Genomic DNA, 24,021 nt, shown 5'->3' with positions numbered 1-24,021 from the left:
GATCAGATCACCTTCGCTTCGTTTTTCAGTTTCTCGACCAACTCAGCAACAGACTTGACCTTGATACCCGCGCTGCGAGCAGCCGGTGCTTCAACCTTGACGGTCTTGTTGGTAGAGGCGGTGGAAACGCCCAAGGCATCCGGAGTCAGGGACTCAAGCGGCTTCTTCTTGGCTTTCATGATGTTTGGCAGGGACGCGTAGCGCGGCTCGTTCAAACGCAGGTCGGTGGTGACGATGGCTGGCAGTTTCAGGGAAACCGTCTGCGCGCCGCCGTCGATTTCACGGGTCACAGCTACGCTGTCGCCGTTCACTTCGACTTTGGAAGCGAAGGTGCCCTGACCGTAACCGGTCAGCGCAGCCAGCATCTGGCCAGTCTGGTTGTTGTCGCTGTCGATGGCCTGTTTGCCAAGGATCACCAGCTGAGGCTGTTCCTTGTCGACAACGGCTTTGAGCAGCTTGGCAACGGCCAGGGAGGTCAGCTCTTCAGCGGACTCGACCAGGATGGCGCGGTCGGCGCCCAGTGCCAGGGCGGTACGCAACTGCTCTTGAGCGGTGGTAGGACCGATGGAAACCACGACGATTTCGGTCGCCACGCCTTTCTCTTTCAGGCGGACGGCTTCTTCCACAGCGATTTCGCAGAAAGGGTTCATCGACATCTTGACGTTAGCAAGGTCGACGCCGGAATTGTCCGCTTTAACGCGAACTTTCACGTTGTAATCGACAACGCGTTTGACAGCTACAAGAACCTTCATGGATTCCTCGTTACTCTCCGGTGAAAAGAAAGTCGCCTAGGCGAACCTGGCGGTTGATGCTCATCGGCACACAAGGGCACCTCCAAAAACGTCGGCGGATGACCTTGCTCACGGGAAATGGTGACCGTTCGTCAGCAGTGACTGAGAGGTCATTCTTTATCGCAGCGTGTAAACTGCGCGCCATTGTCTGGACGCGCGCCACCTGTCTTGCTTTTGGACGTGCTCTTGAAACCTGCAGTCTGCCTACGGTTAGCGCAAAACCGACCGTATATTGACCGGAACACCTATTCTGGTCAATACGGCAAAATAGCCAGTCATAAGCCGCACCACTTTGATTTACCTAGCCTGCGGGCAATTCAAACAAACGTTTGTATTGGACGCTGACAGTGGTGTAGATATAATGCGCCACCTAGAGAGAAAGGTGGGTCCTGCCGTTGCTGCAAGACGACACCGAACCTCCACCCATTAGAAAAAAAAGCCTGTTGAGCCTTGAGTAGGAGATAGCCTGTGGAACGCGAATACATGGAATTCGACGTGGTCATCGTCGGCGCTGGCCCGGCGGGACTGTCTGCCGCCTGCCGACTGAAGCAAAAGGCCGCCGAAGCCGGTAAGGAAATCAGCGTTTGCGTGGTCGAGAAAGGCTCCGAAGTCGGCGCGCATATCCTCTCCGGTGCCGTGTTCGAACCACGCGCCCTGAACGAACTGTTCCCGGACTGGAAAGAACTCGGCGCCCCGCTCAACACCCCGGTGGTGCGCGATGACATCTATGTACTGCGCAGCCCCGAAGCCTCCACCAAGGTGCCTGACTTCTTTGTGCCCAAGACCATGCACAACGAAGGCAACTACATCATTTCCCTGGGCAACCTGTGCCGCTGGCTCGCCCAGCAAGCCGAGAACCTCGGTGTGGAAGTCTATCCAGGCTTCGCCGCCCAGGAAGCGCTGTTCGACGAAAACGGCGTGGTCCGCGGCATCATCACCGGCGACCTCGGCGTCGACCGCGAAGGCAATCCGAAAGAAGGCGTCTATACCCCAGGCATGGAACTACGTGGCAAGTACACGCTGTTCGCGGAAGGTTGCCGTGGCCATATCGGCAAGCAACTGATCCAGCGCTTCAACCTGGACAGCGACGCCGACGCCCAGCATTACGGCATCGGCCTCAAGGAAATCTGGGAAATCGACCCAGCCAAGCACCAGCCTGGCCTGGTGGTGCACACCGCCGGTTGGCCGCTGGACATCATGAGCGCCGAAAACACAGGCGGCTCGTTCCTCTATCACCTGGAAAACAACCAGGTGGTGGTCGGCCTGATCGTCGACCTGTCTTACAGCAACACCTTCCTGTCGCCCTTCGATGAGTTCCAGCGCCTCAAGCATCACCCGGTGCTGGCCCAGTACCTGGAAGGCGGCAAGCGCATCAGCTACGGCGCCCGTGCCATCTGCAAAGGCGGCCTGAACTCGCTGCCGAAGATGGTCTTCAAGGGCGGCGCGCTGATCGGTTGCGACCTCGGCACCCTGAACTTCGCCAAGATCAAAGGCAGCCATACCGCAATGAAGTCCGGCATGCTCGCCGCCGACGCCGTGGCCGACCGCCTGTTCGCCGAATCCGAAGGCGGTGATGAGCTGACCGCTTACGTCGATAGTTTCAAATCGAGCTGGCTCTACGAAGAACTGTTCGCCAGCCGCAACTTCGGCCCGGCGATGCACAAGTTCGGACCGATCATCGGCGCCGGCTTCAACTGGTTCGACCAGAACATCCTGGGCGGCAAGATGCCGTTCACGCTGCACGACACCAAGCCGGATTACGCCTGCCTCAAGCTGGCGAAAGACAGCAAGAAGATCGATTACCCGAAACCCGACGGCAAGCTGAGCTTCGACAAGCTGAGTTCGGTGTTCATCTCCGGCACCAACCATGAAGAAGAACAGCCGTGCCACTTGAAGTTGAAAGACCCGAGCATCCCGATCGGCACCAACCTGCCACTCTACGATGAACCGGCGCAGCGCTACTGCCCGGCGGGCGTGTATGAAGTGATCACCAAGGAAGACGGCGAGAAGCGTTTCCAGATCAACGCCCAGAACTGCGTGCACTGCAAGACCTGTGACATCAAGGACCCTTCGCAGAACATCACCTGGGTCACGCCGGAAGGCGCCGGTGGGCCGACTTACCCGAACATGTAAGTCCGTTGCTTGAACAAAAAGGCTCCCCGAACGGGAGCCTTTTTTATGGCCAACACACATCAACTGCGGGAGCGGGCTTGCGCGCGAAGGCGGTGGGTCAGATACAAGTTTGCTGACTGATACACCGCTTTCGCGAGCAAGCCCGCTCCCACATTGAGTGTGTTGTGCCTGAAGTCATCAGGCCGCCCGCTCCTCCCCGGGATTGCGCTCGAAGTAGCGCTTATATTCCCGGCTAAACTGCGACGTGCTCTGATACCCCACGCTATGCGCCGCCTGCGCCACCCCCATCCCTTCCACCAGCAGCAACTGCTGGGCCTTGAGCAAGCGCAAACGCTTCAGATACTGCACCGGCGACAACAACGTACAGCGCTTGAAGTGCTCATGAAAAGTCGACGCGCTCATGTGTGCATAGCCCGCCAGCGTCTCGATATTCAGCGGCTCGGCGTAATGGGCGTGCAGGTGATTCAACGACGTGGCAATCCGCGAAAACTGCCCTTGCTGTTCGACCAGCGCACGCAGCACATCGGCCTGCGGCCCGCGCAACGCGGTGAACAACAATTCGCGTACCCGCGCCGGGCCCATGATCCGGCTTTCCAGCGGATCGTGCAGGCACTGCAGCAGCCGTTCGACACACCCGCGCATGGCATCATCGAGCACCACCGAACTCATCGACTCCAGCGTCTGCGCCGTCGGCGGCGGCCCGGCCTGAATGCCCATGGCCATCACCAGTTCGCCCAGCACCACGCGATCTATGCCCACCGTCACACCCAAAAGCGGTGCATCCGGCGCCATGGCAAACGTCTCGCACTCAAACGGCACCGGCATTGCCTGGATCAGGTAGTGCCCGGCGCCATACTCCAGCGTACGAGGCCCCAGGTAGGCGACTTTGCTGCCCTGGGCCACGAACATCAGGCTCGGCTCATAGATCTGCGGCCCGCGCGCCACGTCGCAACTGGCGCGCAGCACTTGAACGCCGGGCAGGTTAGTGGGGGAAAAACCGTCGCAGGGCGTGAGCCCCTCAATCAAGGCAACCAGTGTGGCGTTGGCGTCGAGATGGCGGGTGAGCAACATGGCAAAAAACTTCGCGAAAAAGGGATGAGAACATCATCGCAGGTCTGGCGTCACATAGGCCCAAACACGGGGCACTCCCGGACGAATAGGCATGAGACTCGGAGCAATCACCATGGCCGTAGCCAGGGCTGGCGCGGAGAATGCGCCGCCTCACCTGTCATTGCTTTAGCGAGGTTTCCCCCATGTACACCGCCATCGGTTATGCCGCCCAGTCGGCCACCACGCCCCTCGCCCCCATGTCCTTCCAGCGCCGCAGCCCACGCGCCGATGACGTGGCGATCGAGATCTTGTACTGCGGCGTGTGCCACTCCGACATCCACCAGGCGCGCAACGAGTGGGGCATCGCGGTGTACCCGCTGATGCCCGGCCATGAGATCGTCGGCAAGGTCACCGCCGTCGGCGCCAACGTCACCGCACACAAAGTCGGCGACCTGGTTGGCGTAGGCTGCATGGTCGATTCGTGCCGTCATTGCGACGCCTGCCAAGCGGACCTGGAGCAATACTGCCTCGAAGGCCCGACCATGACCTACGCCACCCCGGACCGCGTCGACGGCAGCAACACCATGGGCGGCTACTCGGACAGCATCGTGGTCAGCGAGCACTTCGTGGTGAAGATCCCGGCCAAGCTCGACCTGGCCAGCGCCGCGCCGATCCTGTGCGCAGGCATCACCACCTACTCGCCGCTCAAGCACTACGGCGTGAAGGCCGGCGATAAAGTCGGTGTACTCGGCATGGGCGGCCTGGGCCATATGGGCATCAAGTTTGCCAAGGCCATGGGCGCGCAAGTGACGTTGTTCACCCGCTCGGCAAGCAAGGCCGAGGAAGGCCGCCGCCAGGGCGCCGATCATGTGATCGTGTCCACCGACGAAGCCCAGATGAAAGCCGCCGCCGGCAGCTTCGATTTCCTGCTGGACACCATCCCGGTGCAACACGACCTGAACCCCTACCTCGACGTGCTGCGCTTTGACGGCGTGCACATCCTGGTCGGCCTGATCGAACCGGTGGACCCGCCCGTGAACGCGGCCAAGCTGGTGTTGGGCCGCAAAGTCCTGGCCGGTTCCTTGATCGGTGGCATTGCCGAAACCCAGGAAGTCCTGGATTTCTGCGCCGAGCACGGCATCACCTGTGACATCGAAATGCTCGACATCCGCCACATCAACGAAGCCTACAGCCGCATGATCGCCGGCGATGTGAAGTACCGCTTTGTCATCGACATGGCGACCCTGAAGGCCTGATCAGGCCTTTGCCCCCAACTCCGCCGACAGCCGGGCTGCGACCTGTTTGACCACAGGGATCAGCTCGGCCATTTTCTCCAGCGGCATGTAGGGCACGGTACTGGCGATGCTGATGCCGGCGATAATTCGCCGGCTGGCATCGCGCACCGGAGCCGCCACGCAACGGATCGACGGTTCGTTGTCTTCCAGGTCGAACGCATAACCGCCCACCACGTATTCATGCATGCGCTGCTCGAACTGCGCCCAGGATTGCTCCGGGTGCTGCGGCCATTGCTGACTTTTACCACCCGCCGGCAAGCTGACTTCGTACAGGCGCTGCCACTCTGCGACGCTGTCATCGAGCAGCAATGCCTTGCCGATCCCGGTGCGCGCCAGCGGCATGCGATGGCCGACCCGCGAACGCATTTCCGGACCATTGCGACCGGGGTTCTTGTGCAGGTACAGCACATCGTCGTATTCGCGGATCGCCAGGTGGATGGTATCGCCGGTCAGCGCCGACAACTCGTCCAGATAGGGGATGGCCAAGGTCACCAGCGGCAGTTCTTCCCGCGCCTGGAAACCCAGCTCGATCAACTTCGGCCCCAGCAGGTAACCGACCTGCGGCACCACGCGCAGGTAACGCTCCTCCACCAGGCAACTGGCCAGGCGGTGGGTGGTGCTACGAGTGGTGCCGATGCGCTTGGCGATCTCTTTCAGATCCCGCGCACCGGCCGCCACCGCTTGCACCACGCCCAGGCCACGCAACAGGGTCTGGGTGCCGGTGGGGGCAGCGTCTTTGACGGGGGTGTGGGCGTTTTCCTGCATATCGGGCCTATTGGGAAGTACGAAAACGGCGCCATTATGGCAAATACCATCCTCCAGAACAGAGGAGATCCATTGTGGGAGCTGGCTTGCCTGCGATGAGGGAGAGTCAGTCAGTAAATTTATAGGCTGGCACAGCCTGGCAAGCCAGTTCCCGCATGTTGATCGTCACATGGCAGGACGTCAGCGTTGCTTCATGCGGTCGATGATCACCGCCAGCAACAGGATCGAACCCCGGATCACATACTGGTAGAAGGTGTCGATGTTCTTCAGGTTCATCGCATTCTCGATGATCGCCAGAATCAGCACCCCGGCAATCACATGCCGGATCATGCCGATGCCGCCGCTCAACGACACCCCGCCCAGCACACAGGCAGAAATCACCGTCAGCTCAAAACCCTGGCCGATCATTGGCTGGCCCGAGGTCATGCGTGAGGCGAGGATCACTCCGGCCAAAGCGCCGATCAGGCCGTGCACGGCAAAGATGATGATCTTGGTGCGATCAACGTTCACCCCGGCCAGCAACGCCGCTTCCTGGTTGCCCCCGATGGCCATGGTGTTGCGCCCGTAGGTGGTGTAGTTGAGCAGCCAGCCAAAGAACACAAAACACAGCACGGTGATGATGATCGGCACCGGCACGCCCAGCAGCTGGCCGTTGCCGAACACAAAGAAACCTTCGTCCATCACGCCGACGGCCTTGCCGTTGGAGAAGATGTAAGCCAGGCCGCGCACGATCTGCATGGTCGCCAACGTTGCGATCAAGGCGTTGATGCGCAGCTTGGCGATGACAATACCGTTGATCAGCCCCACCACCAGCCCCATGGCCAACGCGGCGGACACGCCGAGCACCACACTGTCGGTGTCGCGGATCACGATGCCCGCGACCACCCCGGCACAGGCAATCACCGAGCCCACCGACAAGTCGAAATGCCCCGACGCCAGACAGAACAACATGGTGCACGCAGCGATGCCCACCGTGGAAATCGCCAGGCCCAACCCGCGCATGTTCAGGGGCGACAGGAAGTTATCGATAAACAACGCACTGAGCACAAAGATGCTCAATGCAGCGAGCAACATCACCCAGTCATCGAGAAACTTGCGCTGGTTGAAACCCGGCCAGAAGCCCTTTGCAGTTTTTACCTCAGACATCATTCACCTCGAGTTCTTCAAGCCCGCGAACGCGGGAGAGCCAGTTGCAACAGCCGAGCTTCGTCCGCCTGATCGCGGGTCAGTTCGCCGGTCAAGGCGCCCTCGCTCATCACCAGGATGCGGTCGCTGATACCCATCACTTCCATCAGGTCGCTGGACACCACGATCACCGCAATACCGCTGGCGGCGAGGTTGTGGATGATCTGGTAGATCTCCGACTTGGCGCCGATATCGATGCCTCGGGTCGGCTCGTCCAACAACAGCACCTTCATCGGCATCGACAACCAGCGGCCGAGAATGGCCTTCTGCTGGTTGCCGCCGGAGAGGTACATGATTTTCTGTTCGGCGTTAGGGGTCTTGACCTTCATCGCCTTGATCTGCCGATCAGCGTTGGTCGTTTCCCAGCCGTCACGCAGCAGCCAGCCAAAGGTGGAATGGGCACCGCGTGCGCTGATGTTGATGTTCTCGGCCACGCTGGACAGCGGAATGATGCCCTCCTTCTTGCGGTCTTCCGGGCACAGCAGCACGCCGGCGGCGATGGCATCGCGGGGTGACCGCAATTGCAGCGTGTGCCCGCAGAGTGCCAGGCCTCCAGCGGTGCTACGGGTCAAACCACTCAGCAGCCGAAACAGCTCCGTGCGCCCCGCCCCGACCAATCCGAACAGGCCGAGAATCTCGCCCTTGTGCACGTTCAGGCTCACCGGTTCACGCAGGCCTGGCCCGAGTAAACCCTCGACCTTCAGCGCCACTTCGCCTTGTTCCCGTGGTCGATAATCGTAGATGTCCTGAATATCGCGACCGACCATGCAGGTCACTAACTGGTCGTGGCTCAGCGCATTCATGTCGTCGAAGGTGCGCACATAACGGCCGTCCTTGAAGACTGTCACCGCGTTGCAGATGCGGAATACTTCTTCCATGCGGTGCGACACATAGAGCACCACTTTGCCCTCATCGCGCAGGCGCGTGATGATCGCCATCAAACGGTCGATCTCCCGCGCCGACAGGCTGCTGGTGGGTTCGTCGAAGGCGATCACATGGGCACCACGGGACAGTGCCTTGGCGATTTCCACCAGTTGGCGTTGGCCAAGGGACAACCGACCGAGCTTTTCATCCGGATCGATTTCATCCGCCAGGCCTTTGAGGCAGGCCAACGCTTGCTTGCGCAACTGGCTGCGATTGACTACCCCGAAGCGCGTCGGCAAATGCCCAAGAAACAGATTCTCAGCGACGGTCATTTCCGGCACCAGATGCAACTCCTGGTGGATCACCGCCACGCCGCAGGCAATGCTATCGGCGGCGGACTTGAAGTCCATGGTCTGCTCGCCGATCTGCAACGTGCCGCTGCTGGGCAGGTAGGCACCGCCGAGGATCTTCAGCAGCGTCGACTTGCCCGCGCCGTTCTCGCCCATCAACGCATGCACCTCGCGCGGCCGCGCTTCAAAGCTGATCTGCGACAGGGCTTTCACACCGGGAAATTCTTTGCCGATGCCGTTGAAACGCAAGGCCGCGCCGATCATTTCCACAGCCCGATTTTGCTCAACTCTTCCTTGAAGTTGGCGCGGGTGATCAGGGTCACGTTGTCCAGGGCGGTGAACTTGGCCGGCTCGGTGCCTTGGGTGACCCACTCGAACATCGCGCTGGCAGTCTTGTAGCCGGAGGCGTCAGGGCTCAGCAACATCGAGCCGTAGAAGCCGGTGTCGGATTTTTTCAGTTCCTCAATCGCATCGGTGCCGTTGATGCCGACGCCTATCACGTTGGCCGCCTTGAACCCGGCGCTTTCGGTGGCCCGCACGCCGCCCAGCACGGTGCTGTCGTTCATGCCGCCGATGATCAGGTTTTTCGCACCGCTGGGCAGTTTCACCAGGGCCGAGTTGGTGGCGTCCATGCTGCCGGGCACGTCGAGGGTTTTCTGCGCGCTGAACAGGATGTGGTCAGCGGGCAGACCGGCGGCCTTGAGGCCTTCTACCGAACCGTCGGTGCGTTTCTTGCCGGTTTCCAGCTCGTCAAAGGTGTTGATGACGGCGTAGGTGTCCTTCCAGTCCCAGTTGCGATGCTTGGCTTCGGTGGCCATGGCTTCGCCTTGTTTCTGGCCGATCTTGTAGGCATCGAGGCCGACGTAGGGCACGTCTTCCATGGGCTTGCCCTTGGCGTCGACAAACCGGTCGTCCACCGCCAGCACTTTGAGGTTATTGAGTTTGGCCTTGGCCATGATCGCCGGGCCGAGGGACACGTCCGGCGGGCAGATCACAAAGCCCTTGGCGCCGTTGGCGGCAAGCGTATCGATGGCAGACAAGGTCTTCTCACCGTCAGGCACGGCGATCTTGATCACGGTGAAGCCCTGGTCCTTACCGGCTTTTTCGGCGAAGGCCCATTCGGTCTGGAACCAGGGCTCTTCAGCCTGTTTGACCAGGAAGCCGATCTTCACTTCCTCGGCGAGCGCCACGCTGCTGAACGCCATGGCCAGCGCCAGGGTGCCTAGAGTCTTCTTGAACATGGACCACCTCCTTCTTGTTATTGGAAAACGCTTTAGTCGTGGTACATCACAGAACGCCCGCCATCGATCATCAGGCAGGTTGCATTGATAAAGGGCGCCTCGTCGGTCGCCAGGAACAGTGCCGTCATCGCCACCTCGATCGGCTGGCCGATGCGCTTGGGCGGGTGCAGGTCGAAGGCGCGCTGGCGCTCGGCGTGAGGGTCGGGGAACCCGTTCCAGTAGTCGACGTTGAGCTGGGTTTCGATATAGCCCGGCGCGATGGCATTCACGCGGATGCCTTTGGGCGCGTATTCGATGCCGAGGGCGCGAGTCAGGCCGAGCAAGCCGTGCTTGGCCACGGGGTAGGGAAAGCAGCCGGGGATGATATGGCTGGAATGGGTGGAGGCAATGTTGATGATGTTGCCGATGCCTTGCTCGATCATGTGCGGCAACACCGCGCGGCAGCCGAACCAGGCACCGTCGAGGTCGATGGCGAAGCAGCGGCGCCAATCTTCGTCGGTCATTTCCAGCGGGTCGCGGAACACGTTGACCCCGGCGCAATTGACCAATACATCCACGCGACCAAAGCGTTCGATGGCCAGATTGACCAGCGCCTGCCATTGATCTTTTGAGGTGATGTCGACGGCTTGCGCGTAGATGTCCGCGCCGCGTTCACGCCAGTGGGCGGCAACCTTCTCGACCTTTTCGCCCTGGATATCCGCAATGATCAACCGCGCCTGCTGGGCCTGGAAGCACGCGACGATGGCCTCGCCAATGCCCTGGGCGGCGCCGGTGATGATCACCACTTTGCCGTTGAGCCGCTCGCCATAGGTTGGCTCGGGCACGGCGGGGAGTGACAAGGGTTGTGCCTGCATCGCTTCACCTGTTTTATTTTTGGTAGTGAGTGCTGATGCAGGCGACTATAAACCCATCATTTGAAATATCTCAATATATAAATTCTCATCCCATATATTGAGCACAGTCACAAAAATAATATGGGAGCGGGCCCGTGTGGGAGCTGGCTTGCCTGCGATACAGGCACCTCGGTTCTTCAGTTGCATCGAGGTGATGCTATCGCAGGCAAGCCAGCTCCCACACAAGCCCCGCTCCCACATTTTTGATCTTCAGTGTTTACAGAACGGTGCTAGCCCAGGGCGAAGTCCCGCAGCGCATCGCCTTCCATGCGATAGCGCACCCACTCTTCCTGCGGCTGGGCACCGATGGATTTGTAGAAGGCAATCGCCGGTTCGTTCCAGTCCAGCACACTCCACTCGAAGCGCCCGCAGCCGTTATCGAAAGCAATCTTCGCCAAGTGGCGCAACAGCTTCTTGCCCGCCCCGCCGCCGCGTTGTTCCGGGTTGATATAAAGGTCTTCCAGGTACAGGCAGTTGCTGCCCAGCCAAGTCGAATAGCTGAAGAAAAACACCGCAAAACCAATCGGCAAGCCGTCGCGCAAGCAGATCAGGCCATGGGCCGTGGCGCCCTCGCTGAACAGGCTGCGCTCGATATCCACCACGCTGGCGATCACTTCATGCCGGGCTTTCTCATACTCGGCAAGCTCGGTGATGAAAGTCAGGATCTGCGCAGCATCGCTGGGCACGGCGGGGCGAATCTCGATGGTCATGGGCGAGCCTTGGCAATTTCAAAGCACACATACTAAGGCGCTTTCATGACGAGTTGCAGCGCATTTTCGCGGTTACCGGCACACAAAATCTTACAGGTGACACAAGACCGTTCGTCGCCATCAAGGCACGAACACGAAACGAGGGCTGACCAATAGTAGGTAAGGACATTAATCATATGGAGACACCCTCATGAAAAATTCCAAGTTTGCCGCCCTCGCCCTCACTGGCCTGTTGTCTGCTGCGTCGCTGAGCGCCTTCGCCGCCAGCTCGACCACCGGACCGACCGATCCAACGCCTGACGCCACCACCGAGTCGCAGAAGTCCATGGGCACCGGCATGGACACCAACGGTGGTGCGGTCATCGATAACGGCGCTGACCCGCGCACCAAAGGCAATGACACCCAACGCCAAGCGCCTGCTGCCGTCGGTAACGGCAAAATGGGCCCGGCGATCAATCAGCCCAACATCAACAAGGGCGATGACTCCAACGTCCCAGGTGCACCAAAGCAACCTGCGCCTTGATCCATCGAACGCTAGACGAACACCCGATCATCTCCCAATGAAGAGGTACGCATGAACGTCGATAGAAACCTTGAAAAAGAAGTCCTCACCCGCCTGCTGCACGCTCACCCGCAAGGTCTAGGCAAGGAGGTGCTGGATAACTACCGCGGCGAAAAAGAGGTCGCCAGTGTCTTGGCGTTTCTGCAGGACCGTGGGTTGATCAAGGATGGGCATGTGACCACCGACGACGCCGGTGAATATTCGTTGAACTTGCCGATCAAGCTGACCGCGTCCGGTGTGGATGAGGCGCGCAAGCTCGACGGTGCAGGCCCGCAGTAATTCATTTTTGTCTGGTCTGGCCCCGCTGCCGGGGCCAGTAGGAGTATCGCAATGCCTCTTGGAAGCAAAGCCAAATACACCGCCGCACAGAAGCGCAAAGCTGCTCGTATCGAAGAAAGTTATGAGCACAAAGGCGTACCCAAGGATGAAGCTGAAGCCCGTGCCTGGGCCACCGTGAACAAGCAGTCCGGCGGGGGCGAAAAGGCCGGCGGCTCGGGTCAGCGCAAAGCGCCGGCCAGGAAAGCCGCGGACCGGCAAGCATCAGCCAAGCGTGCCGCGGCCACCCGTGAGGGCCACCCACGCAGCAGCCGCGCTTCGCTGGCGACCCAGACCAAGGAAAGCCTGCTGAAAGAAGCGCGGGCCAAGGACATACCGGGCCGATCCAGCATGCGCAAGGATCAATTGATCGAAGCACTGCGCAAAGCCGGTTGAACAAAAAACCTGTAGGCGCGGGCAAGCCGGTGCCTACAGGTTTTGGTGTGTTTATTCGGTAAGAAGTGCGTCGACTTCGGCGGTGCCTGGAGACGTTGCAGGTCCCCAGCGTGTTACCGCCAAGGCTGCGGCTGCATTCGCTCGACGTGCCGCTTCAGCAGGCTTCAGCCCCTTCGCCAGGCCAGCAATAAATACCCCCGCATGCGCATCCCCGGCGCCATTGCTGTCCACTGCCAGCACCTTGAAGCCGGGCACATGCTCAACCGAGCCCGTTCGCCCTACCCAGCAGCCATTGGGCCCATCACGAACCACCAGCAGCGTTTCGGCGGGCAGGTGCTGGCTCAGCTCGGGCAGCGCGGCGGAGATATCCAATGCACCGGTAAAGGCCAGGGCTTCCGGGCCATTGCTGGTCCAGATGTCGATACGCGGTAATAACGTGCGCATCAAGGCCGAGTCCGGTGCCTTCACCAGCGGGCCTGGATCGAACACCACCACGATCTCCCGTGGCAACGCCAGTAACCAATCGATCAGCGGCTGCGCCTTGCCCTCCAGCAGCAAGCTATAGCCGCTGACGTATACATAGTCGTCAAGCTGCGGCACAACCCTGGCCAGGTCCTCGGCATTCAGCTCACCTTCGGCACCGATGTGGGAGATGAAGGTGCGCTCGGTGGTGGCTTCGGTCAGGGACACACACAAGCCGGTGTCCTTGCCAGCACTGGCGGCCAGGGCCATTTCAATGCCCTCGGCCTGCATCGCTGCACGGGCCAGGTCGCCAAAGCGCCCGTTACCGTGACGCCCCAGATAGACCACTGGCAGCCCGTTACGCCGAGCAGCGGCCATCACGTTGAAGCCACCGCCGGCCTCAAAGCTGGCCGATTGCGCCAGCACGTCGCCACCAGTGGCGGGTAAGGTATCGAGGGCCATGACCAAGTCGACGATGACCTGGCCGGTGTGCAGCAATCTAGACATTAGGACGCTCTACCAAAGCCGGGCGACGGTCAGCTGCGCCACCCAGTACTGCATAAATCCCGCCGGCCACCAGGAAGGTGACGATCCAGCCCAGACCGTTGTGGCCCAGCCAGGAGTCGGACAAAGGCCCGGCGAACCAGATGTTTTCGGCGGTGGTGCCAATGGTGGTGAAGCTGAAACCCAGCACGATCGCCACAGCCCAGGCGCCGAACGCACGCCATTCCACACCGCCGCGATACCAGTAGGCGCTGCTTGGGCTCACGTCCAGCAGGTCCTTGGGGCTGTAGTAGTGACGGTGGATCAGGTCAACCACGAAGATGCCGACCCACGCCGTGATCGGCACGGCCAGCAACGAGATGAAGGTGATGAACGGGCCGTAGAAGCTGTCGGCGATCAGCATGAAGTAGATCGAACCGGCGAAGATCGCCACGATGTCGACGATCACCGCATGCACGCGCTTGACCTTCAAGCCCAGGGTCAAGGTCGTGAGGCCTGCCGAGTACACCGACAGGTTGTTGGACAGCAGCAGCCCACCAAACGCGGTGATCAGGTACGGCACCGCCATCCAGGTCGGCAGCATGTCGCGGATCGCGACGATCGGGTCGGTGGCCGAGGCCAGGTCGTTGTTGCCCACCGACAGCAGACCGCCGAGGGTGATGAGCAACACCAGCGGAATGCCTGCACCAAACGCGGCCGATGCCACCAGGCGCACGGCGGTGACACTGCGGTGCTGGTAGCGCGACATGTCGGCACCGGCATTCGCCCACCCAATGCCGGTGCCGGCGGCCATGGTGCCGACGCCGATGATCATCGCGCTCAGCGGCGCCGGGGTCGCGTTGAACACCGCGCTCCAATCAATGGTCGCGCAGAGGAAGCCGCCGACCAGAATGTTCAAGGCACCGAACACATAGGTGGCCCACTTCTGGATCACCAGCAAGGTGGCGTGGCCCAGCCCGGACACCGACAGGGTCAGCAGCACGAAGATCGCGATAAAGATCAGGGTAAGCACTGGCGCGCTTTTCGCCTCGACCGGCGAACCAAACAGGATCGAACACAACGACAGCAGCACAAAGGCGGCCGTGGTGGTGTTGACGGTTTCCCAACCCAGGCGCGACATCAGCGACACCAGCGTCGGCCCGATATTGCCACGCACGCCGAAGATGGCGCGGGAAAGGGTGAGGCTCGGCGCACGTCCACGACGACCGGCGATGGAGATGATGCCCACCACCGCGAACGACCCGGCAGCGCCGAGGATCGCCACGATAATGGCCTGCCAGATCGCCAGGCCGCGAAACGCAACCAACGTGGCGCCGAGCGGTAAGCCAAGGATGCTGATATTGGCGGCGAACCACACCCAGAACAGTTGCAGCGGGTGCCCGTTGCACTCGCCTTCTGGGACCGGTTCGATGCCGCGTGTTTCCAATTGCCCGGCACTCTGGCCGGAAGAAGTCGTGCTCATGAGGGGTGCTCCAAGTGCCTGTATTGTTGTGGTTGTGGCAGAGAATCAAAGCGTTAACCGGTCATCCTGACTCGACGCAATCAGTGTGGGAGCTGGCTTGCCTGCGATAGCGGTCAACCCGTTAGTGCATCAATGAATGACACACTGATATCGCAGGCAAGCCAGCGCCCAGATTTTTGCTCTGTGGTGTTCAGCGCAATTTGAGCAGCCCCAGAACCAGCGGCTGCAAATCCAGGCCATTGACCTGTTTGACCTGCTCGATCATCGCGTCAGGCCAGCACTGCATGCCCAGGCACGCACCCAGCATGGCGCCGAGAATGGCGGCAATCGTGTCAGTGTCACCGCCAAGGCTGGCGGCCAGGCACAACGCCTCCAACGCACTCATCTCACCCACCGCCACTTGTTGGGCAAGGGCGAACGACACCACCACCGACTCCTGGGACGCGACGGACGTACCGATCAATTCGTACAGCAGGTCGGCGAACAGGGCTTTGTCGCCGCTGCCGACACTCAACGTGCGCGCCCAACTGATGCGGGTGGAGATACGCCCGCCGGCAACCCAGTGACCGTGACCTTCCGCCTGCTGGGCAATCTGGGTGCCGATGTTCAGCGCTCCCCCCAGGTCCACGCCGTTGATACCGGCCGATACCACCGCCGCCACCGCCGCCGCGCTGGAGATTCCCAGCGTGGTGTTGTGGGTCACCTGACAGGCCTGGATCACCGCCTGGATAAATGTCGCCGGGTCGCTGACATCGGCGGCAATGCCTACCGGCGTGATGCGCATCGCAGCGCCGTTGGTGGTGCCGTAACGGCCGGACTCTTCCGGGGTGTGGCCGGCGAGGATCATGCTGATCGCACGCTGGGTCGAGGGGCCGAGCAAATCCTGCGAGCCCTTGGCACGCATCACCGCTTCCCATTCGATCAAACGCTGGGCAAGCACCGTCGGTTCGATGACGCCCTGCCCTTCGACCAGCAACTCACCCACCAGGATCGCCTGCTCGGTGTCATCCGTGATGGAACCGGCGGGCATGTTCGGTGCGATAGGCTGGTCGGCGTCGGCATCTTCCAGGCCGGTGATGCCGCCGAAACGCGCGCGGACTTGCTCGCGGCTCAAGGACTGGGTCGGCATGCCCAGGGCATCACCCAAGGCTAGGCCGTAGAAAGCGCCGATGGCGTGGTTGAGCGAGGTCATGTCGAACGTCCAAACTGGAGGTGCAGGCGAAAGTGCAGAGGATCGAGCAAGCTTTCCACATACTCCATGAAACGCTCGCGACGGTCATAGGTGGTACGTGACGCCTTGAGAAACACTGTGCCTGCGGGACGGCCGAGCAACTCGGCATCTTCGTCACTGAGGGGTTCGGCACCGATCCACTGGTCACCTTCGGCACCGATAAAACCGTAGGCGGCCAGGGTGATGGTCAGGGAGTCATCGATCAGGCCGACTGTCGGCAGGCTTTCCAGGCCGCCGGACGCGGGCATCAATGAGCGTTCCAGGGATACCGACGTGCCATCGGTGGTACGGCGGCGGCGATCAAGGGCGATGAACTGGTCGCTGCCGAAGCGGCTGAACAGGTCGGGGCGGGTCACCGCTTCCAGGCGCAGGATGTCAGTGTTCACCCGCGCTCCGGTGTCGGCCAGGGCCTGGGCCCAACCGCTGCGTTGGTCGAGCACCATGCCGTCAAAGGTGACGATGGAACCGACGCCGCTCTGCGTGGCGATGTAGTTGCGCCGCTTCAGCTCGGCGAGGGCTTCGCGCAGGGTGCCACGGCTGACCGCAAATTCTTCGGCCAGTTGGTGCTCGCCCGGCAACAGGAAACCGTCGGCCATCATTCCACCTTCGATACGGCGGATGAGCTCGTCGACGACGCGTTTTTTCTTATCAAATCGGACATGTCTAATCATGTACAAATTGATAACCGAAAGTGCCCGATTCCAGCAAGCGAATTATTTCAGGGAAATAAAAAAACCGGCCTCAAGGTTCCAGGCCGATACGGAAAAACTCCCCGCCGCTCCAGACACCCAGCCAGTTCTGACCATTGATCGGACGGCTCACCGCCAGCTCCACCAATTGGTAAAAGGCATTGCGATGCACCAGGGCTTCGAGGTTGGTGCGCACCCGCAGATAGGGCGCAGGTTCCTGGGTAACCGGGTCGATCACCACCCGCAAGGGGTGTTCAAGGCCCGCTTCGATCTGATCGTCCACGTTGGTGGTGAAGCGCAGTACCTGGCCTTCGCCCTGCCCTTCGACCTCCAGCGTTACCGCGACAAACGGCGCATCATCGACGCTGATGCCGACCTTTTCCACGGGAGTGACCAGGAAGTAGTCATCGCCATCGCGGCGAATGATGTTGGAGAACAGCTTGACCATCGGCTTACGCCCGATCGGCGTGCCCTGGTAGAACCAAGTGCCGTCGCGGGCGATGCGCATGTCGATGTTGCCGCAGAAGTCCGGGTTCCACAGATGTACCGGCGCCGGTCCCTTGCCCTTGGGCAGCTGGGCCAACAGATCGTTGGCCTTGGCGGAATCGGTCATAGCGTTCTCCTGGTGCTTATTGATCACTCATACCCAGCAGACTGCGGGCGTACTGCCTCAGCGGGCGGGCAATCAGATCTTCTGGCTTGTTGTCGTGGAACGTCAGTAAACCGCCACGACTGCGAATACGTGCAGTATCAATCAAATACTGGGTGCTGGTCTCGATCAACATGATCTGAATGACGCCGCTGTCCAGCCCGACACGGTCGAGAGCTTCCTGATCGGACCACTCATCGGCATTGCCGATACGGTCATCCGCCTTGGCGAAGCGGCAGTACAGCAGATAGTGAGCGCCGGCCGCACGGGCTTCGGACATTGCCTGCTCAAGACCTTCTGGCTGACGGGCACGACGCACCATGGGGAAATACTCGATGAAACCGTTGAAGGCTTCCTCAGCCACCACGTTCGGACGCGGATAAGCGCTACCCGGCGGTACGAAGGCGCCTTGGGCAATAAACACGAAAGAATCCGGCTGTATGCGAACCGAGGCGGTGCGACGGGTATCGCTGTGATCCAGCAAACCGGCATCGCTCATCTGATAGCGGGTGCCTTCGGCCATATCGCTGACGGTCATGCAACCACTCAGCGTCAACGACGCCAGCAACAAAACCAGACTACGCATCCTAATCCTCCAGAAGCCGGTGACGGAAAACCGGCGAATGGGCGTGAGATGCAGGTTCTGCGCCAGCTTGGAAGACTAGCCGCCGATGATCTTCATGATGGTCGCGCCCCCGGAGAAGGCAACTTCCTGCTTGTCGCCCAACGCCTTCATCAACAGGCCCTGCAACGCTGGCAGCGCTTGGTGGCGCGGTTTGTCCAGCAAGTCGCCGACATAGTGACGATTGCTCGACGACAGGCAGCCATGCAGCCAACCGGTGGACGACAACCGCAACCGCGAACAGGTACGGCAGAACGGCACGCTTTCGTTGGCAATCACCCCGAAGTAGCCCTTGCCAGGTATTTCATAACGTACCGCCGTCGCGTCAATGGGCGCGCTGGCTTGCAAGTATTCATGCTGTTCGCCGATCAGGCCCAACAGCTGTTGCAAGCTGACAAATTGCTGCAGGAACGCGTTGGAGTCCTTGGCCAGGTGGCCCATGCGCATCAGCTCGATAAAGCGCAGTTCATAACCGCGCTCCAGGCAGTATTCGAGCAGCGGCATTACCTGGTCGAGGTTCTGGCCGCGCAACGGCACCATGTTGACCTTGATCTTGATCCCGGCAGCACGGGCCTGGTCCATGCCGTCGAGTACGGTGGCCAGGTCGCCGCCACGGGCGATGCTGCGGAAGGCGTCCGCATCCAGGGTATCGAGGGAGACGTTGATGCGCTTGATCCCGGCCTCGACCAGCAGCGGCAGTTTGCGCCCCAGCAGTTGGCCGTTGGTGGTCAGGCTGATGTCACTGAGCCCCATCTGCCCGACGGCGCCCATGAAGGCTTCCAGCTTGGGGCTGACCAGCGGTTCACCGCCGGTGATGCGCAGGCGCTCAATGCCCGCCGCCTCGATCAGGTAAGCCACGCCACGGGCCATGGCCTCGGCCGAGAGTTCGTCCTGGGCAGCCACCAGCCGCTTGCCGTTAGGCACGCAGTAGGTACACGCGTAATTGCAGGCTGAGGTCAGGCTGATCCGCAAATTGCGAAAACGCCTGCCTTGACGATCAACGATCATGGATCACTCCGGCAGAGGATGATTTGGGCGCGCTAAAAGCTGACTGATAAATCAGCTTTTAGCAAGAGTCCATGCCTGAGTATATTCCTGGGGTACTACGCGTGGCAGCAAATCATTACGTGTCGGGCGTTTCAGCCGGTGGCTGCTCAGCGCTGTGCTTGCGCTTATTGCCCATGCGCACGCCGATGTCCATCAGGAATTGGAAGAAACCTTCCTGATCTTCCAGCACATTGCTCCAGAACGGCGAGTGGTACAGCGCCACGGCACCGTGCACCAAGGCCCAGGCGGCGCAGTAGTGGAAATACGGCGGCACGTCTTCCAGCTTGCCTTCGCTGATGCGGCCCTTGATCAACAGGGTCAGGCGCTCGAAGTTCGAAGCACGGATCTTGTGCAGTTCCTCGACCATCTCCGGCACCTGATGGCCCTTGACCACCTTCTCTTCCAAGCGGTCGAACAGGCGGTAGCGCTGCGGGTCACGCATACGGAACTCGAAGTAGGCGCGGGACAAGGCTTCCTTGTCCTTGTCCACATCGGCCGAATGCAGCAGTTCGTTCAAATCGCGCTCGTAGTCGAGCATCAGGCGAAGGTAGATTTCGGCCTTCGATTTAAAGTGCTTGTAGATCGTGCCTTTGCCGATACCCACGGCATCCGCGATCATCTCGACGGTGACGCTGTCTTCACCCTGTTCGAGGAACAGCTTGAGTGCGGTGTCGAGAATTTCCTGCTCACGGCGGCGAAACTCACGGACCTTACGGGGTTCTTTGTGCATGAGGAAGAGGTCTGCAAAGGTCAAAATAGGGAGGGTAACGCAGGGCCACGGATACGCGGCGATACGATTTACCCGGTACGAGGGATTATCCCGACTGAACGGTCGCTGGGCAATGCCTATGTGAACCCGAAACGCACTTTACTTTCAGTGCGCCAACGATTTCATGGATCCCAGTCAGAAATAATACGCAAAAACTGCCACCGTGCTCCTGTCCGATGAGAACTCAAGCGAAGCGCGCGTATTCCAAATCTGTTTAAAAAACGATCAGCCGCGACTGGACTGAATCGGATACTGATCAATACTTCAACTGTCGGCGCGACATCTCCCCCAAGTGAAGCGCCGACCTGGGTACCAACGGACCGCGTACCCTTGTTTTACTCCTAATGGTCTTAGCCCGGATTCCCCCCCCAGAAGCCGGGTTTTTTTTGCCTGCGATGTGGCCGCGTCAAACGGCTACATGAGCCAGCGGGAACAGGCGTTTGAAGTTCTCGGTAGTCTGTTCGGCAAAGCGCTCGTAGGACTCGCCGCGCAAGATTGCCAGGTAATCCGCTACATCACGCACGTATTCAGGCAGGTTCGGCTTGCCGCGATGAGGAATGGGCGCCAGGTACGGCGAGTCGGTTTCCACCAGCAGGCGGTCGGCCGGCACTTGGCGCGCGACATCACGCAGGGCGTCGGCATTGCGGAAGGTGACGATGCCCGAGAGGGAAATGTAGAACCCCAGGTCCAGGGCCGCCTTGGCCATGTCCCAGTCTTCGGTGAAGCAGTGCAACACGCCGGCCTGGGGCAGCGCGGCTTCGCGCAGCAGGGACAGGGTGTCAGCACGGGCGCCACGGGTGTGGACGATCACCGGTTTGCCGGTTTGCTGGGCGGCTTGCAGGTGCAAACGGAAGGAGGCCTGCTGCAACTCGGCGGCTTCGGGCTCGTAGTGATAATCCAGGCCGGTTTCGCCGATGGCAACCACGCGCGGGTGATTGAGCTCAGCCAGTAGCCAGTCCAGCGCAGGCGCTTCACCGGGCTTGAGGTCCAGCGGGTGTATACCCACCGAACAATCCACATCGGCATAGCGATCAGCCAGGGCTTTGACGTCAGCCGCGTTTTGCGCGCTGACGCCGATGCACAGGAAATGCCCTACCCCACGCTGGCGCGCAGCGTCGAGGGCCGCATCAAGGGAACCGCCGTGTTGGGCCAGGTCGAGGCGATCGAGGTGGCAATGGGAATCTACTAGCATAAGGCTCTACAACTTCAGTCACGAAAAGTGTCTGACCGACGATACACCTGTCGGCCACGGAATTTAACGGCGGCCAAGCAAGCCGACCCACTGCACCAGCAGCGCTTCGAGCAACAGCACGCGGTTGAGGTTGGCCTTGCCGAGCACCTTCTGGCGCTGGGCGAGGATCCAGTCCTGGATCGTCAGCACCTTGTCCTGGGCACTTTTCTGCGCCAGGTACTGCACCACCTTACGCATATCCGGCAAGCCCAGGCCACTTTCATCCTGAGTCAGCTGGTAGCGCAGGATCAGGCTCGACCAATCGCAGAACCAGTCGAACAGCAACAACAGGGGAATGTCCTTCCAGGCACTTTCGGCCAGTTGAGTGGCAGACACTTCCTGCTTGATCAGTTTCTTCACGCCATCCACCACCAGCGCGCGTTGCTCACGCACGCCCTGGGCTTGCAGCTTCACCGCCGCCAGGGGCGAGCCGGCCGCCAGGGTCAGCAGCTCGACCCGTTCATCCTGGCTGCACGCCGGCAACGCCTGCGCGAGCCATTCGAGGCTCATCGCCTCGCTCGGCAGCGGGCACGCCTGCTGCACGCAGCGGCTACGAATGGTCGGCAACAAGCGGCTGGACTGGTGGCTGACCAGCAACAATACGGTGTCGCCGGACGGTTCCTCCAGGCTCTTGAGCAAGGCGTTGGCGGCGTTGATGTTCATCGCCTCCACCGGCTCGATCAACACGACTTTGCGCCCGCCCATCTGCGCGGTCTGCACCACAAAGCTGACGAGGTCGCGCACTTGGTCGACCTTGATCGCCTTGTCGGCTTCCTCGGGTTCCAACAGGTAGTTATCCGGGTGGCTGCCGGCCTTGAGCAGCAGGCAGGATTTGCACTCGCCGCAGGCTTCCAGGTTGACCGGGCGCTGGCACAGCAGGCTAGCCATGAGGCGCTCGGCCAGGTCACGTTTACCGATACCCACCGGCCCATGCAACAGGTAGGCGTGGGCGTGCTGGGCACGGCCGGCCAGTTGTTGCCACAGGCTGTCCTGCCACGGGTAGGCTTCAGCCACGGGCGCGCTCCAGCAGTGTGGGCAACAGGCCGTCGATGGCGCGCTGCACCTGGGCCAGCGGTTGGGCGGCGTCCAGCAGGTAGTAACGCGCAGGCTCGGCCGCAGCCCGTTTGAGGAACGCCGTGCGTACCGCATCAAAGAAGACCTGGCCTTCGAGCTCGAAACGGTCAAGGCGACCACGGGCGCTGGCACGGGCCAGGCCGACTTCCACCGGCAGGTCGAAGACCAGGGTCAGGTCAGGGCGCAGGTCGCCTTGGACGAAGGTTTCGAGCGTCGCGATGCGCTCCAGGGACAGGCCTCGGCCACCGCCCTGGTAGGCATAAGTGGAATCGGTGAATCGGTCGCAGATCACCACGGCACCGTGCGCCAGGGCCGGGCGAATCACTTCGGCCAAGTGCTGGGCACGGGCGGCGAACACCAGCAGGAGTTCGGTATCCGGGTTCATCTGCTCTTCACCCGGCGCCAGCAGCACCTCGCGTATACGCTCGGCCAGCGGCGTGCCGCCGGGCTCGCGGGTCAGCACCACTTCGATACCTTCGTGGCGCAAACGCTCGGCCAGGTAATCGCGGTTGGTGCTTTTGCCGGCGCCTTCGGGGCCTTCCAGGGTAATAAACAAGCCAGTCACAGGCAGTCCTTAGTCAGAATTATTGCGGGCTTTGCGGGGCGGCGGTGTCCGGCGCAGGCTCGGTCGGCTTTTCAACCGGCGCTTGCGCGGGCACATCCACCGCAGGCGTTGCGTCTTCCTCAGGCTTCACGGCAGGCGCAGGGCTGGAGCGGTAATCGGCCCGGCGCTTGAGCTGGAACTCCCGCACGGCGGCATTATGCGCATCCAGGTCATCGGAGAAAATATGGCTGCCGTCACCCCGCGCGACAAAATACAGGCTGCTGCCCGGCACCGGGTTAAGCGCGGCATGGATCGCCTCGCGCCCGACCATGGCAATGGGCGTCGGCGGCAGGCCGGCCACCATGTAGGTGTTATAGGGATTGGCTTCCTTGAGGTGAGCGCGGGTCAACTTGCCGTTGTAGCGCTCGCCCAGGCCATAGATCACCGTCGGGTCGGTCTGCAATAACATGCCGACCTTCAGGCGACGCACAAAGACACCGGCAATCTGCCCACGCTCTTCAGGCACGCCAGTCTCTTTCTCCACCAGGGAGGCCATGATCAGCGCTTGATAAGGGTCGGTGTACGGCGCATCGGCGGCACGCTTGCTCCACTCCTGAGCGAGTACATCGTCGAGGCGGTTGTAGGCTTTTTTCAGGAACTCGACGTCGGTCATGCCACGCACGAAGCGGTAGGTATCAGGGAAGAACCGACCTTCCGGGAACACGCCGGGGTGACCGAGCTTGTCCATGACCTCGGTGTCGCTCAGGCCTGCGAGGGTCTGCACGATCTTTTCATGCTTGGCCAGGGCCGAGCGCACCTGGCGGAAGTTCCAGCCTTCGACCAGGGTCAGGCTGTATTGCACCACTTCGCCACGCTGCCATAGGCCGATCAAGCCCTGCGCCGTCATGCCGGGGGTCATGCGGTATTCGCCGCTGTGCAGTGGCTGGCCGTCGAGGTTAAAGCGCCAGTACAGGCGCAACCAGAAGGCGCCATCCAGCACGCCATCGGCTTCCAGGCGATTGAAGGTGCCTGTGGGCGTTGCCCCCGCCGGCACGTCGAGCAATTGCTCCTGGGTCAGGTTCAAGGGCTGCTTCAAGGCAGCGTCGAATTTCCAGACGCCATAGCCCAACAGCAAAGCCGCCGAGAACAGACCGACCAGCAGCAGTACAACCAGTTTTCGTATCAAC

General features: G+C 61.0%; 25 protein-coding genes. 5 read left to right on the top strand and 20 right to left on the bottom strand.

Annotated elements, in window-relative coordinates; genetic code table 11:
- Positions 1–2: 2 nt before the first annotated feature.
- Positions 3–752 carry an electron transfer flavoprotein subunit beta/FixA family protein gene (locus AB4O08_RS19510; RefSeq protein WP_010208417.1) on the bottom strand — a complete coding sequence of 250 codons (750 nt, stop codon included), beginning with the start codon at positions 750–752 and terminating at the stop codon, positions 3–5.
- A gap of 507 nt (positions 753–1,259) precedes the next feature.
- Here AB4O08_RS19510 and AB4O08_RS19505 point away from each other — a divergent pair.
- Positions 1,260–2,924: an electron transfer flavoprotein-ubiquinone oxidoreductase gene (locus AB4O08_RS19505; RefSeq protein ID WP_010208416.1), complete on the top strand. Its 1,665-nt coding sequence runs from the start codon at positions 1,260–1,262 to the stop codon at positions 2,922–2,924.
- Positions 2,925–3,101: 177 nt separating this feature from the next.
- On the opposite strand, the gene AB4O08_RS19500 is transcribed toward AB4O08_RS19505, so the two are convergent.
- A complete protein-coding gene (locus tag AB4O08_RS19500) occupies positions 3,102–3,995 on the bottom strand; it encodes an AraC family transcriptional regulator (protein WP_010208414.1) in 894 nt (297 codons plus the stop codon).
- A gap of 182 nt (positions 3,996–4,177) precedes the next feature.
- Between AB4O08_RS19500 and AB4O08_RS19495 the strand changes: the two genes are divergently transcribed.
- Positions 4,178–5,230: an NAD(P)-dependent alcohol dehydrogenase gene (locus AB4O08_RS19495; RefSeq protein ID WP_021491492.1), complete on the top strand. Its 1,053-nt coding sequence runs from the start codon at positions 4,178–4,180 to the stop codon at positions 5,228–5,230.
- Here the strand turns inward: AB4O08_RS19495 and AB4O08_RS19490 are convergent, their stop codons facing one another.
- The 6 genes from AB4O08_RS19490 to AB4O08_RS19465 form a co-directional block, all read right to left on the bottom strand.
- Positions 5,231–6,034 (bottom strand): IclR family transcriptional regulator, encoded by an 804-nt coding sequence (locus tag AB4O08_RS19490; protein ID WP_010208412.1) that lies wholly within the window; start codon positions 6,032–6,034, stop codon positions 5,231–5,233.
- A 180-nt stretch (positions 6,035–6,214) separates the two neighbouring features.
- Positions 6,215–7,180: an L-arabinose ABC transporter permease AraH gene (gene araH, locus AB4O08_RS19485; RefSeq protein ID WP_029529058.1), complete on the bottom strand. Its 966-nt coding sequence runs from the start codon at positions 7,178–7,180 to the stop codon at positions 6,215–6,217.
- Positions 7,181–7,197: 17 nt separating this feature from the next.
- Positions 7,198–8,697 (bottom strand): L-arabinose ABC transporter ATP-binding protein AraG, encoded by a 1,500-nt coding sequence (gene araG / locus AB4O08_RS19480; protein ID WP_045791722.1) that lies wholly within the window; start codon positions 8,695–8,697, stop codon positions 7,198–7,200.
- Complete coding sequence (locus AB4O08_RS19475) at positions 8,694–9,674, bottom strand: substrate-binding domain-containing protein (RefSeq protein ID WP_038453667.1); 981 nt, start codon at positions 9,672–9,674, stop codon at positions 8,694–8,696. The genes araG and AB4O08_RS19475 overlap by 4 nt, the downstream gene beginning before the upstream one ends.
- Before the next feature lie 32 nt (positions 9,675–9,706).
- Complete coding sequence (locus AB4O08_RS19470; protein WP_010208408.1) at positions 9,707–10,528, bottom strand: SDR family oxidoreductase; 822 nt, start codon at positions 10,526–10,528, stop codon at positions 9,707–9,709.
- A gap of 269 nt (positions 10,529–10,797) precedes the next feature.
- On the bottom strand, positions 10,798–11,277 hold the full coding sequence (locus AB4O08_RS19465; protein ID WP_010208407.1) for a GNAT family N-acetyltransferase: 480 nt from the start codon (positions 11,275–11,277) through the stop codon (positions 10,798–10,800).
- A 190-nt stretch (positions 11,278–11,467) separates the two neighbouring features.
- Between AB4O08_RS19465 and AB4O08_RS19460 the strand changes: the two genes are divergently transcribed.
- The 3 genes from AB4O08_RS19460 to AB4O08_RS19450 are packed head-to-tail and all read left to right on the top strand — an operon-like array spanning position 11,468 to position 12,550.
- Entirely contained in the window at positions 11,468–11,800 is a 333-nt protein-coding gene (locus AB4O08_RS19460) for a hypothetical protein (protein WP_010208406.1), read from the top strand.
- 51 nt (positions 11,801–11,851) lie between these two features.
- On the top strand, positions 11,852–12,118 hold the full coding sequence (locus AB4O08_RS19455; protein WP_010208405.1) for a hypothetical protein: 267 nt from the start codon (positions 11,852–11,854) through the stop codon (positions 12,116–12,118).
- 51 nt (positions 12,119–12,169) lie between these two features.
- The gene (locus AB4O08_RS19450; protein ID WP_010208403.1) at positions 12,170–12,550 is read left to right on the top strand and encodes a termination factor Rho; all 381 of its coding nucleotides are present in this window, start codon (positions 12,170–12,172) and stop codon (positions 12,548–12,550) included.
- Positions 12,551–12,601: 51 nt separating this feature from the next.
- Here the strand turns inward: AB4O08_RS19450 and AB4O08_RS19445 are convergent, their stop codons facing one another.
- The 12 genes from AB4O08_RS19445 to mltG form a co-directional block, all read right to left on the bottom strand.
- Positions 12,602–13,519 carry a PfkB family carbohydrate kinase gene (locus tag AB4O08_RS19445; RefSeq protein ID WP_460114288.1) on the bottom strand — a complete coding sequence of 306 codons (918 nt, stop codon included), beginning with the start codon at positions 13,517–13,519 and terminating at the stop codon, positions 12,602–12,604.
- Positions 13,512–14,978: a purine-cytosine permease family protein gene (locus AB4O08_RS19440; protein ID WP_010208400.1), complete on the bottom strand. Its 1,467-nt coding sequence runs from the start codon at positions 14,976–14,978 to the stop codon at positions 13,512–13,514. The genes AB4O08_RS19445 and AB4O08_RS19440 overlap by 8 nt, the downstream gene beginning before the upstream one ends.
- A gap of 190 nt (positions 14,979–15,168) precedes the next feature.
- The gene (locus tag AB4O08_RS19435; RefSeq protein WP_010208399.1) at positions 15,169–16,170 is read right to left on the bottom strand and encodes an ADP-ribosylglycohydrolase family protein; all 1,002 of its coding nucleotides are present in this window, start codon (positions 16,168–16,170) and stop codon (positions 15,169–15,171) included.
- Complete coding sequence (locus AB4O08_RS19430; protein ID WP_021491488.1) at positions 16,167–16,880, bottom strand: GntR family transcriptional regulator; 714 nt, start codon at positions 16,878–16,880, stop codon at positions 16,167–16,169. The genes AB4O08_RS19435 and AB4O08_RS19430 overlap by 4 nt, the downstream gene beginning before the upstream one ends.
- A 70-nt stretch (positions 16,881–16,950) precedes the next feature.
- Complete coding sequence (locus AB4O08_RS19425) at positions 16,951–17,511, bottom strand: DUF1285 domain-containing protein (RefSeq protein WP_010208397.1); 561 nt, start codon at positions 17,509–17,511, stop codon at positions 16,951–16,953.
- Positions 17,512–17,527: 16 nt separating this feature from the next.
- On the bottom strand, positions 17,528–18,133 hold the full coding sequence (locus tag AB4O08_RS19420) for a DUF4823 domain-containing protein (RefSeq protein ID WP_010208396.1): 606 nt from the start codon (positions 18,131–18,133) through the stop codon (positions 17,528–17,530).
- Between the two features lie 75 nt (positions 18,134–18,208).
- Complete coding sequence (locus AB4O08_RS19415; RefSeq protein WP_047540218.1) at positions 18,209–19,177, bottom strand: GTP 3',8-cyclase MoaA; 969 nt, start codon at positions 19,175–19,177, stop codon at positions 18,209–18,211.
- A 115-nt stretch (positions 19,178–19,292) separates the two neighbouring features.
- Positions 19,293–19,946 carry a TetR/AcrR family transcriptional regulator gene (locus AB4O08_RS19410; RefSeq protein WP_460114287.1) on the bottom strand — a complete coding sequence of 218 codons (654 nt, stop codon included), beginning with the start codon at positions 19,944–19,946 and terminating at the stop codon, positions 19,293–19,295.
- A 445-nt stretch (positions 19,947–20,391) separates the two neighbouring features.
- Entirely contained in the window at positions 20,392–21,177 is a 786-nt protein-coding gene (locus AB4O08_RS19405; RefSeq protein WP_460114286.1) for a TatD family hydrolase, read from the bottom strand.
- Positions 21,178–21,240: 63 nt separating this feature from the next.
- On the bottom strand, positions 21,241–22,230 hold the full coding sequence (locus AB4O08_RS19400) for a DNA polymerase III subunit delta' (protein ID WP_010208392.1): 990 nt from the start codon (positions 22,228–22,230) through the stop codon (positions 21,241–21,243).
- A complete protein-coding gene (tmk, locus tag AB4O08_RS19395; protein ID WP_460114285.1) occupies positions 22,223–22,855 on the bottom strand; it encodes a dTMP kinase in 633 nt (210 codons plus the stop codon). Before tmk ends, AB4O08_RS19400 begins: the two co-directional genes overlap by 8 nt.
- A gap of 19 nt (positions 22,856–22,874) precedes the next feature.
- A complete protein-coding gene (mltG, locus tag AB4O08_RS19390) occupies positions 22,875–24,020 on the bottom strand; it encodes an endolytic transglycosylase MltG (protein ID WP_010208389.1) in 1,146 nt (381 codons plus the stop codon).
- Position 24,021: the final 1 nt, after the last annotated feature.

Source organism: Pseudomonas sp. H3_E07, from assembly GCF_054668895.1.
Note: the sequence above shows the minus strand (reverse complement) of the source record. Positions and strands in the feature narration are given on the sequence as shown.

Excerpts from the sequence above, each read along its gene's own strand:
- AB4O08_RS19445 (WP_460114288.1), bottom strand. The coding sequence starts at position 13,519 with ATGTCTAGATTGCTGCACACCGGCCAGGTCATCGTCGACTTGGTCATG.
- AB4O08_RS19460 (WP_010208406.1), top strand. The coding sequence starts at position 11,468 with ATGAAAAATTCCAAGTTTGCCGCCCTCGCCCTCACTGGCCTGTTGTCT.
- AB4O08_RS19500 (WP_010208414.1), bottom strand. The coding sequence starts at position 3,995 with ATGTTGCTCACCCGCCATCTCGACGCCAACGCCACACTGGTTGCCTTG.
- AB4O08_RS19510 (WP_010208417.1), bottom strand. The coding sequence starts at position 752 with ATGAAGGTTCTTGTAGCTGTCAAACGCGTTGTCGATTACAACGTGAAA.
- araG (WP_045791722.1), bottom strand. The coding sequence starts at position 8,697 with ATGATCGGCGCGGCCTTGCGTTTCAACGGCATCGGCAAAGAATTTCCC.
- AB4O08_RS19490 (WP_010208412.1), bottom strand. The coding sequence starts at position 6,034 with ATGCAGGAAAACGCCCACACCCCCGTCAAAGACGCTGCCCCCACCGGC.
- araH (WP_029529058.1), bottom strand. The coding sequence starts at position 7,180 with ATGTCTGAGGTAAAAACTGCAAAGGGCTTCTGGCCGGGTTTCAACCAG.
- AB4O08_RS19435 (WP_010208399.1), bottom strand. The coding sequence starts at position 16,170 with ATGACCTCGCTCAACCACGCCATCGGCGCTTTCTACGGCCTAGCCTTG.
- AB4O08_RS19430 (WP_021491488.1), bottom strand. The coding sequence starts at position 16,880 with ATGATTAGACATGTCCGATTTGATAAGAAAAAACGCGTCGTCGACGAG.
- AB4O08_RS19455 (WP_010208405.1), top strand. The coding sequence starts at position 11,852 with ATGAACGTCGATAGAAACCTTGAAAAAGAAGTCCTCACCCGCCTGCTG.
- AB4O08_RS19420 (WP_010208396.1), bottom strand. The coding sequence starts at position 18,133 with ATGCGTAGTCTGGTTTTGTTGCTGGCGTCGTTGACGCTGAGTGGTTGC.
- AB4O08_RS19465 (WP_010208407.1), bottom strand. The coding sequence starts at position 11,277 with ATGACCATCGAGATTCGCCCCGCCGTGCCCAGCGATGCTGCGCAGATC.
- AB4O08_RS19470 (WP_010208408.1), bottom strand. The coding sequence starts at position 10,528 with ATGCAGGCACAACCCTTGTCACTCCCCGCCGTGCCCGAGCCAACCTAT.
- AB4O08_RS19410 (WP_460114287.1), bottom strand. The coding sequence starts at position 19,946 with ATGCACAAAGAACCCCGTAAGGTCCGTGAGTTTCGCCGCCGTGAGCAG.
- AB4O08_RS19405 (WP_460114286.1), bottom strand. The coding sequence starts at position 21,177 with ATGCTAGTAGATTCCCATTGCCACCTCGATCGCCTCGACCTGGCCCAA.
- AB4O08_RS19495 (WP_021491492.1), top strand. The coding sequence starts at position 4,178 with ATGTACACCGCCATCGGTTATGCCGCCCAGTCGGCCACCACGCCCCTC.
- AB4O08_RS19475 (WP_038453667.1), bottom strand. The coding sequence starts at position 9,674 with ATGTTCAAGAAGACTCTAGGCACCCTGGCGCTGGCCATGGCGTTCAGC.
- AB4O08_RS19415 (WP_047540218.1), bottom strand. The coding sequence starts at position 19,177 with ATGATCGTTGATCGTCAAGGCAGGCGTTTTCGCAATTTGCGGATCAGC.
- AB4O08_RS19425 (WP_010208397.1), bottom strand. The coding sequence starts at position 17,511 with ATGACCGATTCCGCCAAGGCCAACGATCTGTTGGCCCAGCTGCCCAAG.
- AB4O08_RS19440 (WP_010208400.1), bottom strand. The coding sequence starts at position 14,978 with ATGAGCACGACTTCTTCCGGCCAGAGTGCCGGGCAATTGGAAACACGC.
- AB4O08_RS19450 (WP_010208403.1), top strand. The coding sequence starts at position 12,170 with ATGCCTCTTGGAAGCAAAGCCAAATACACCGCCGCACAGAAGCGCAAA.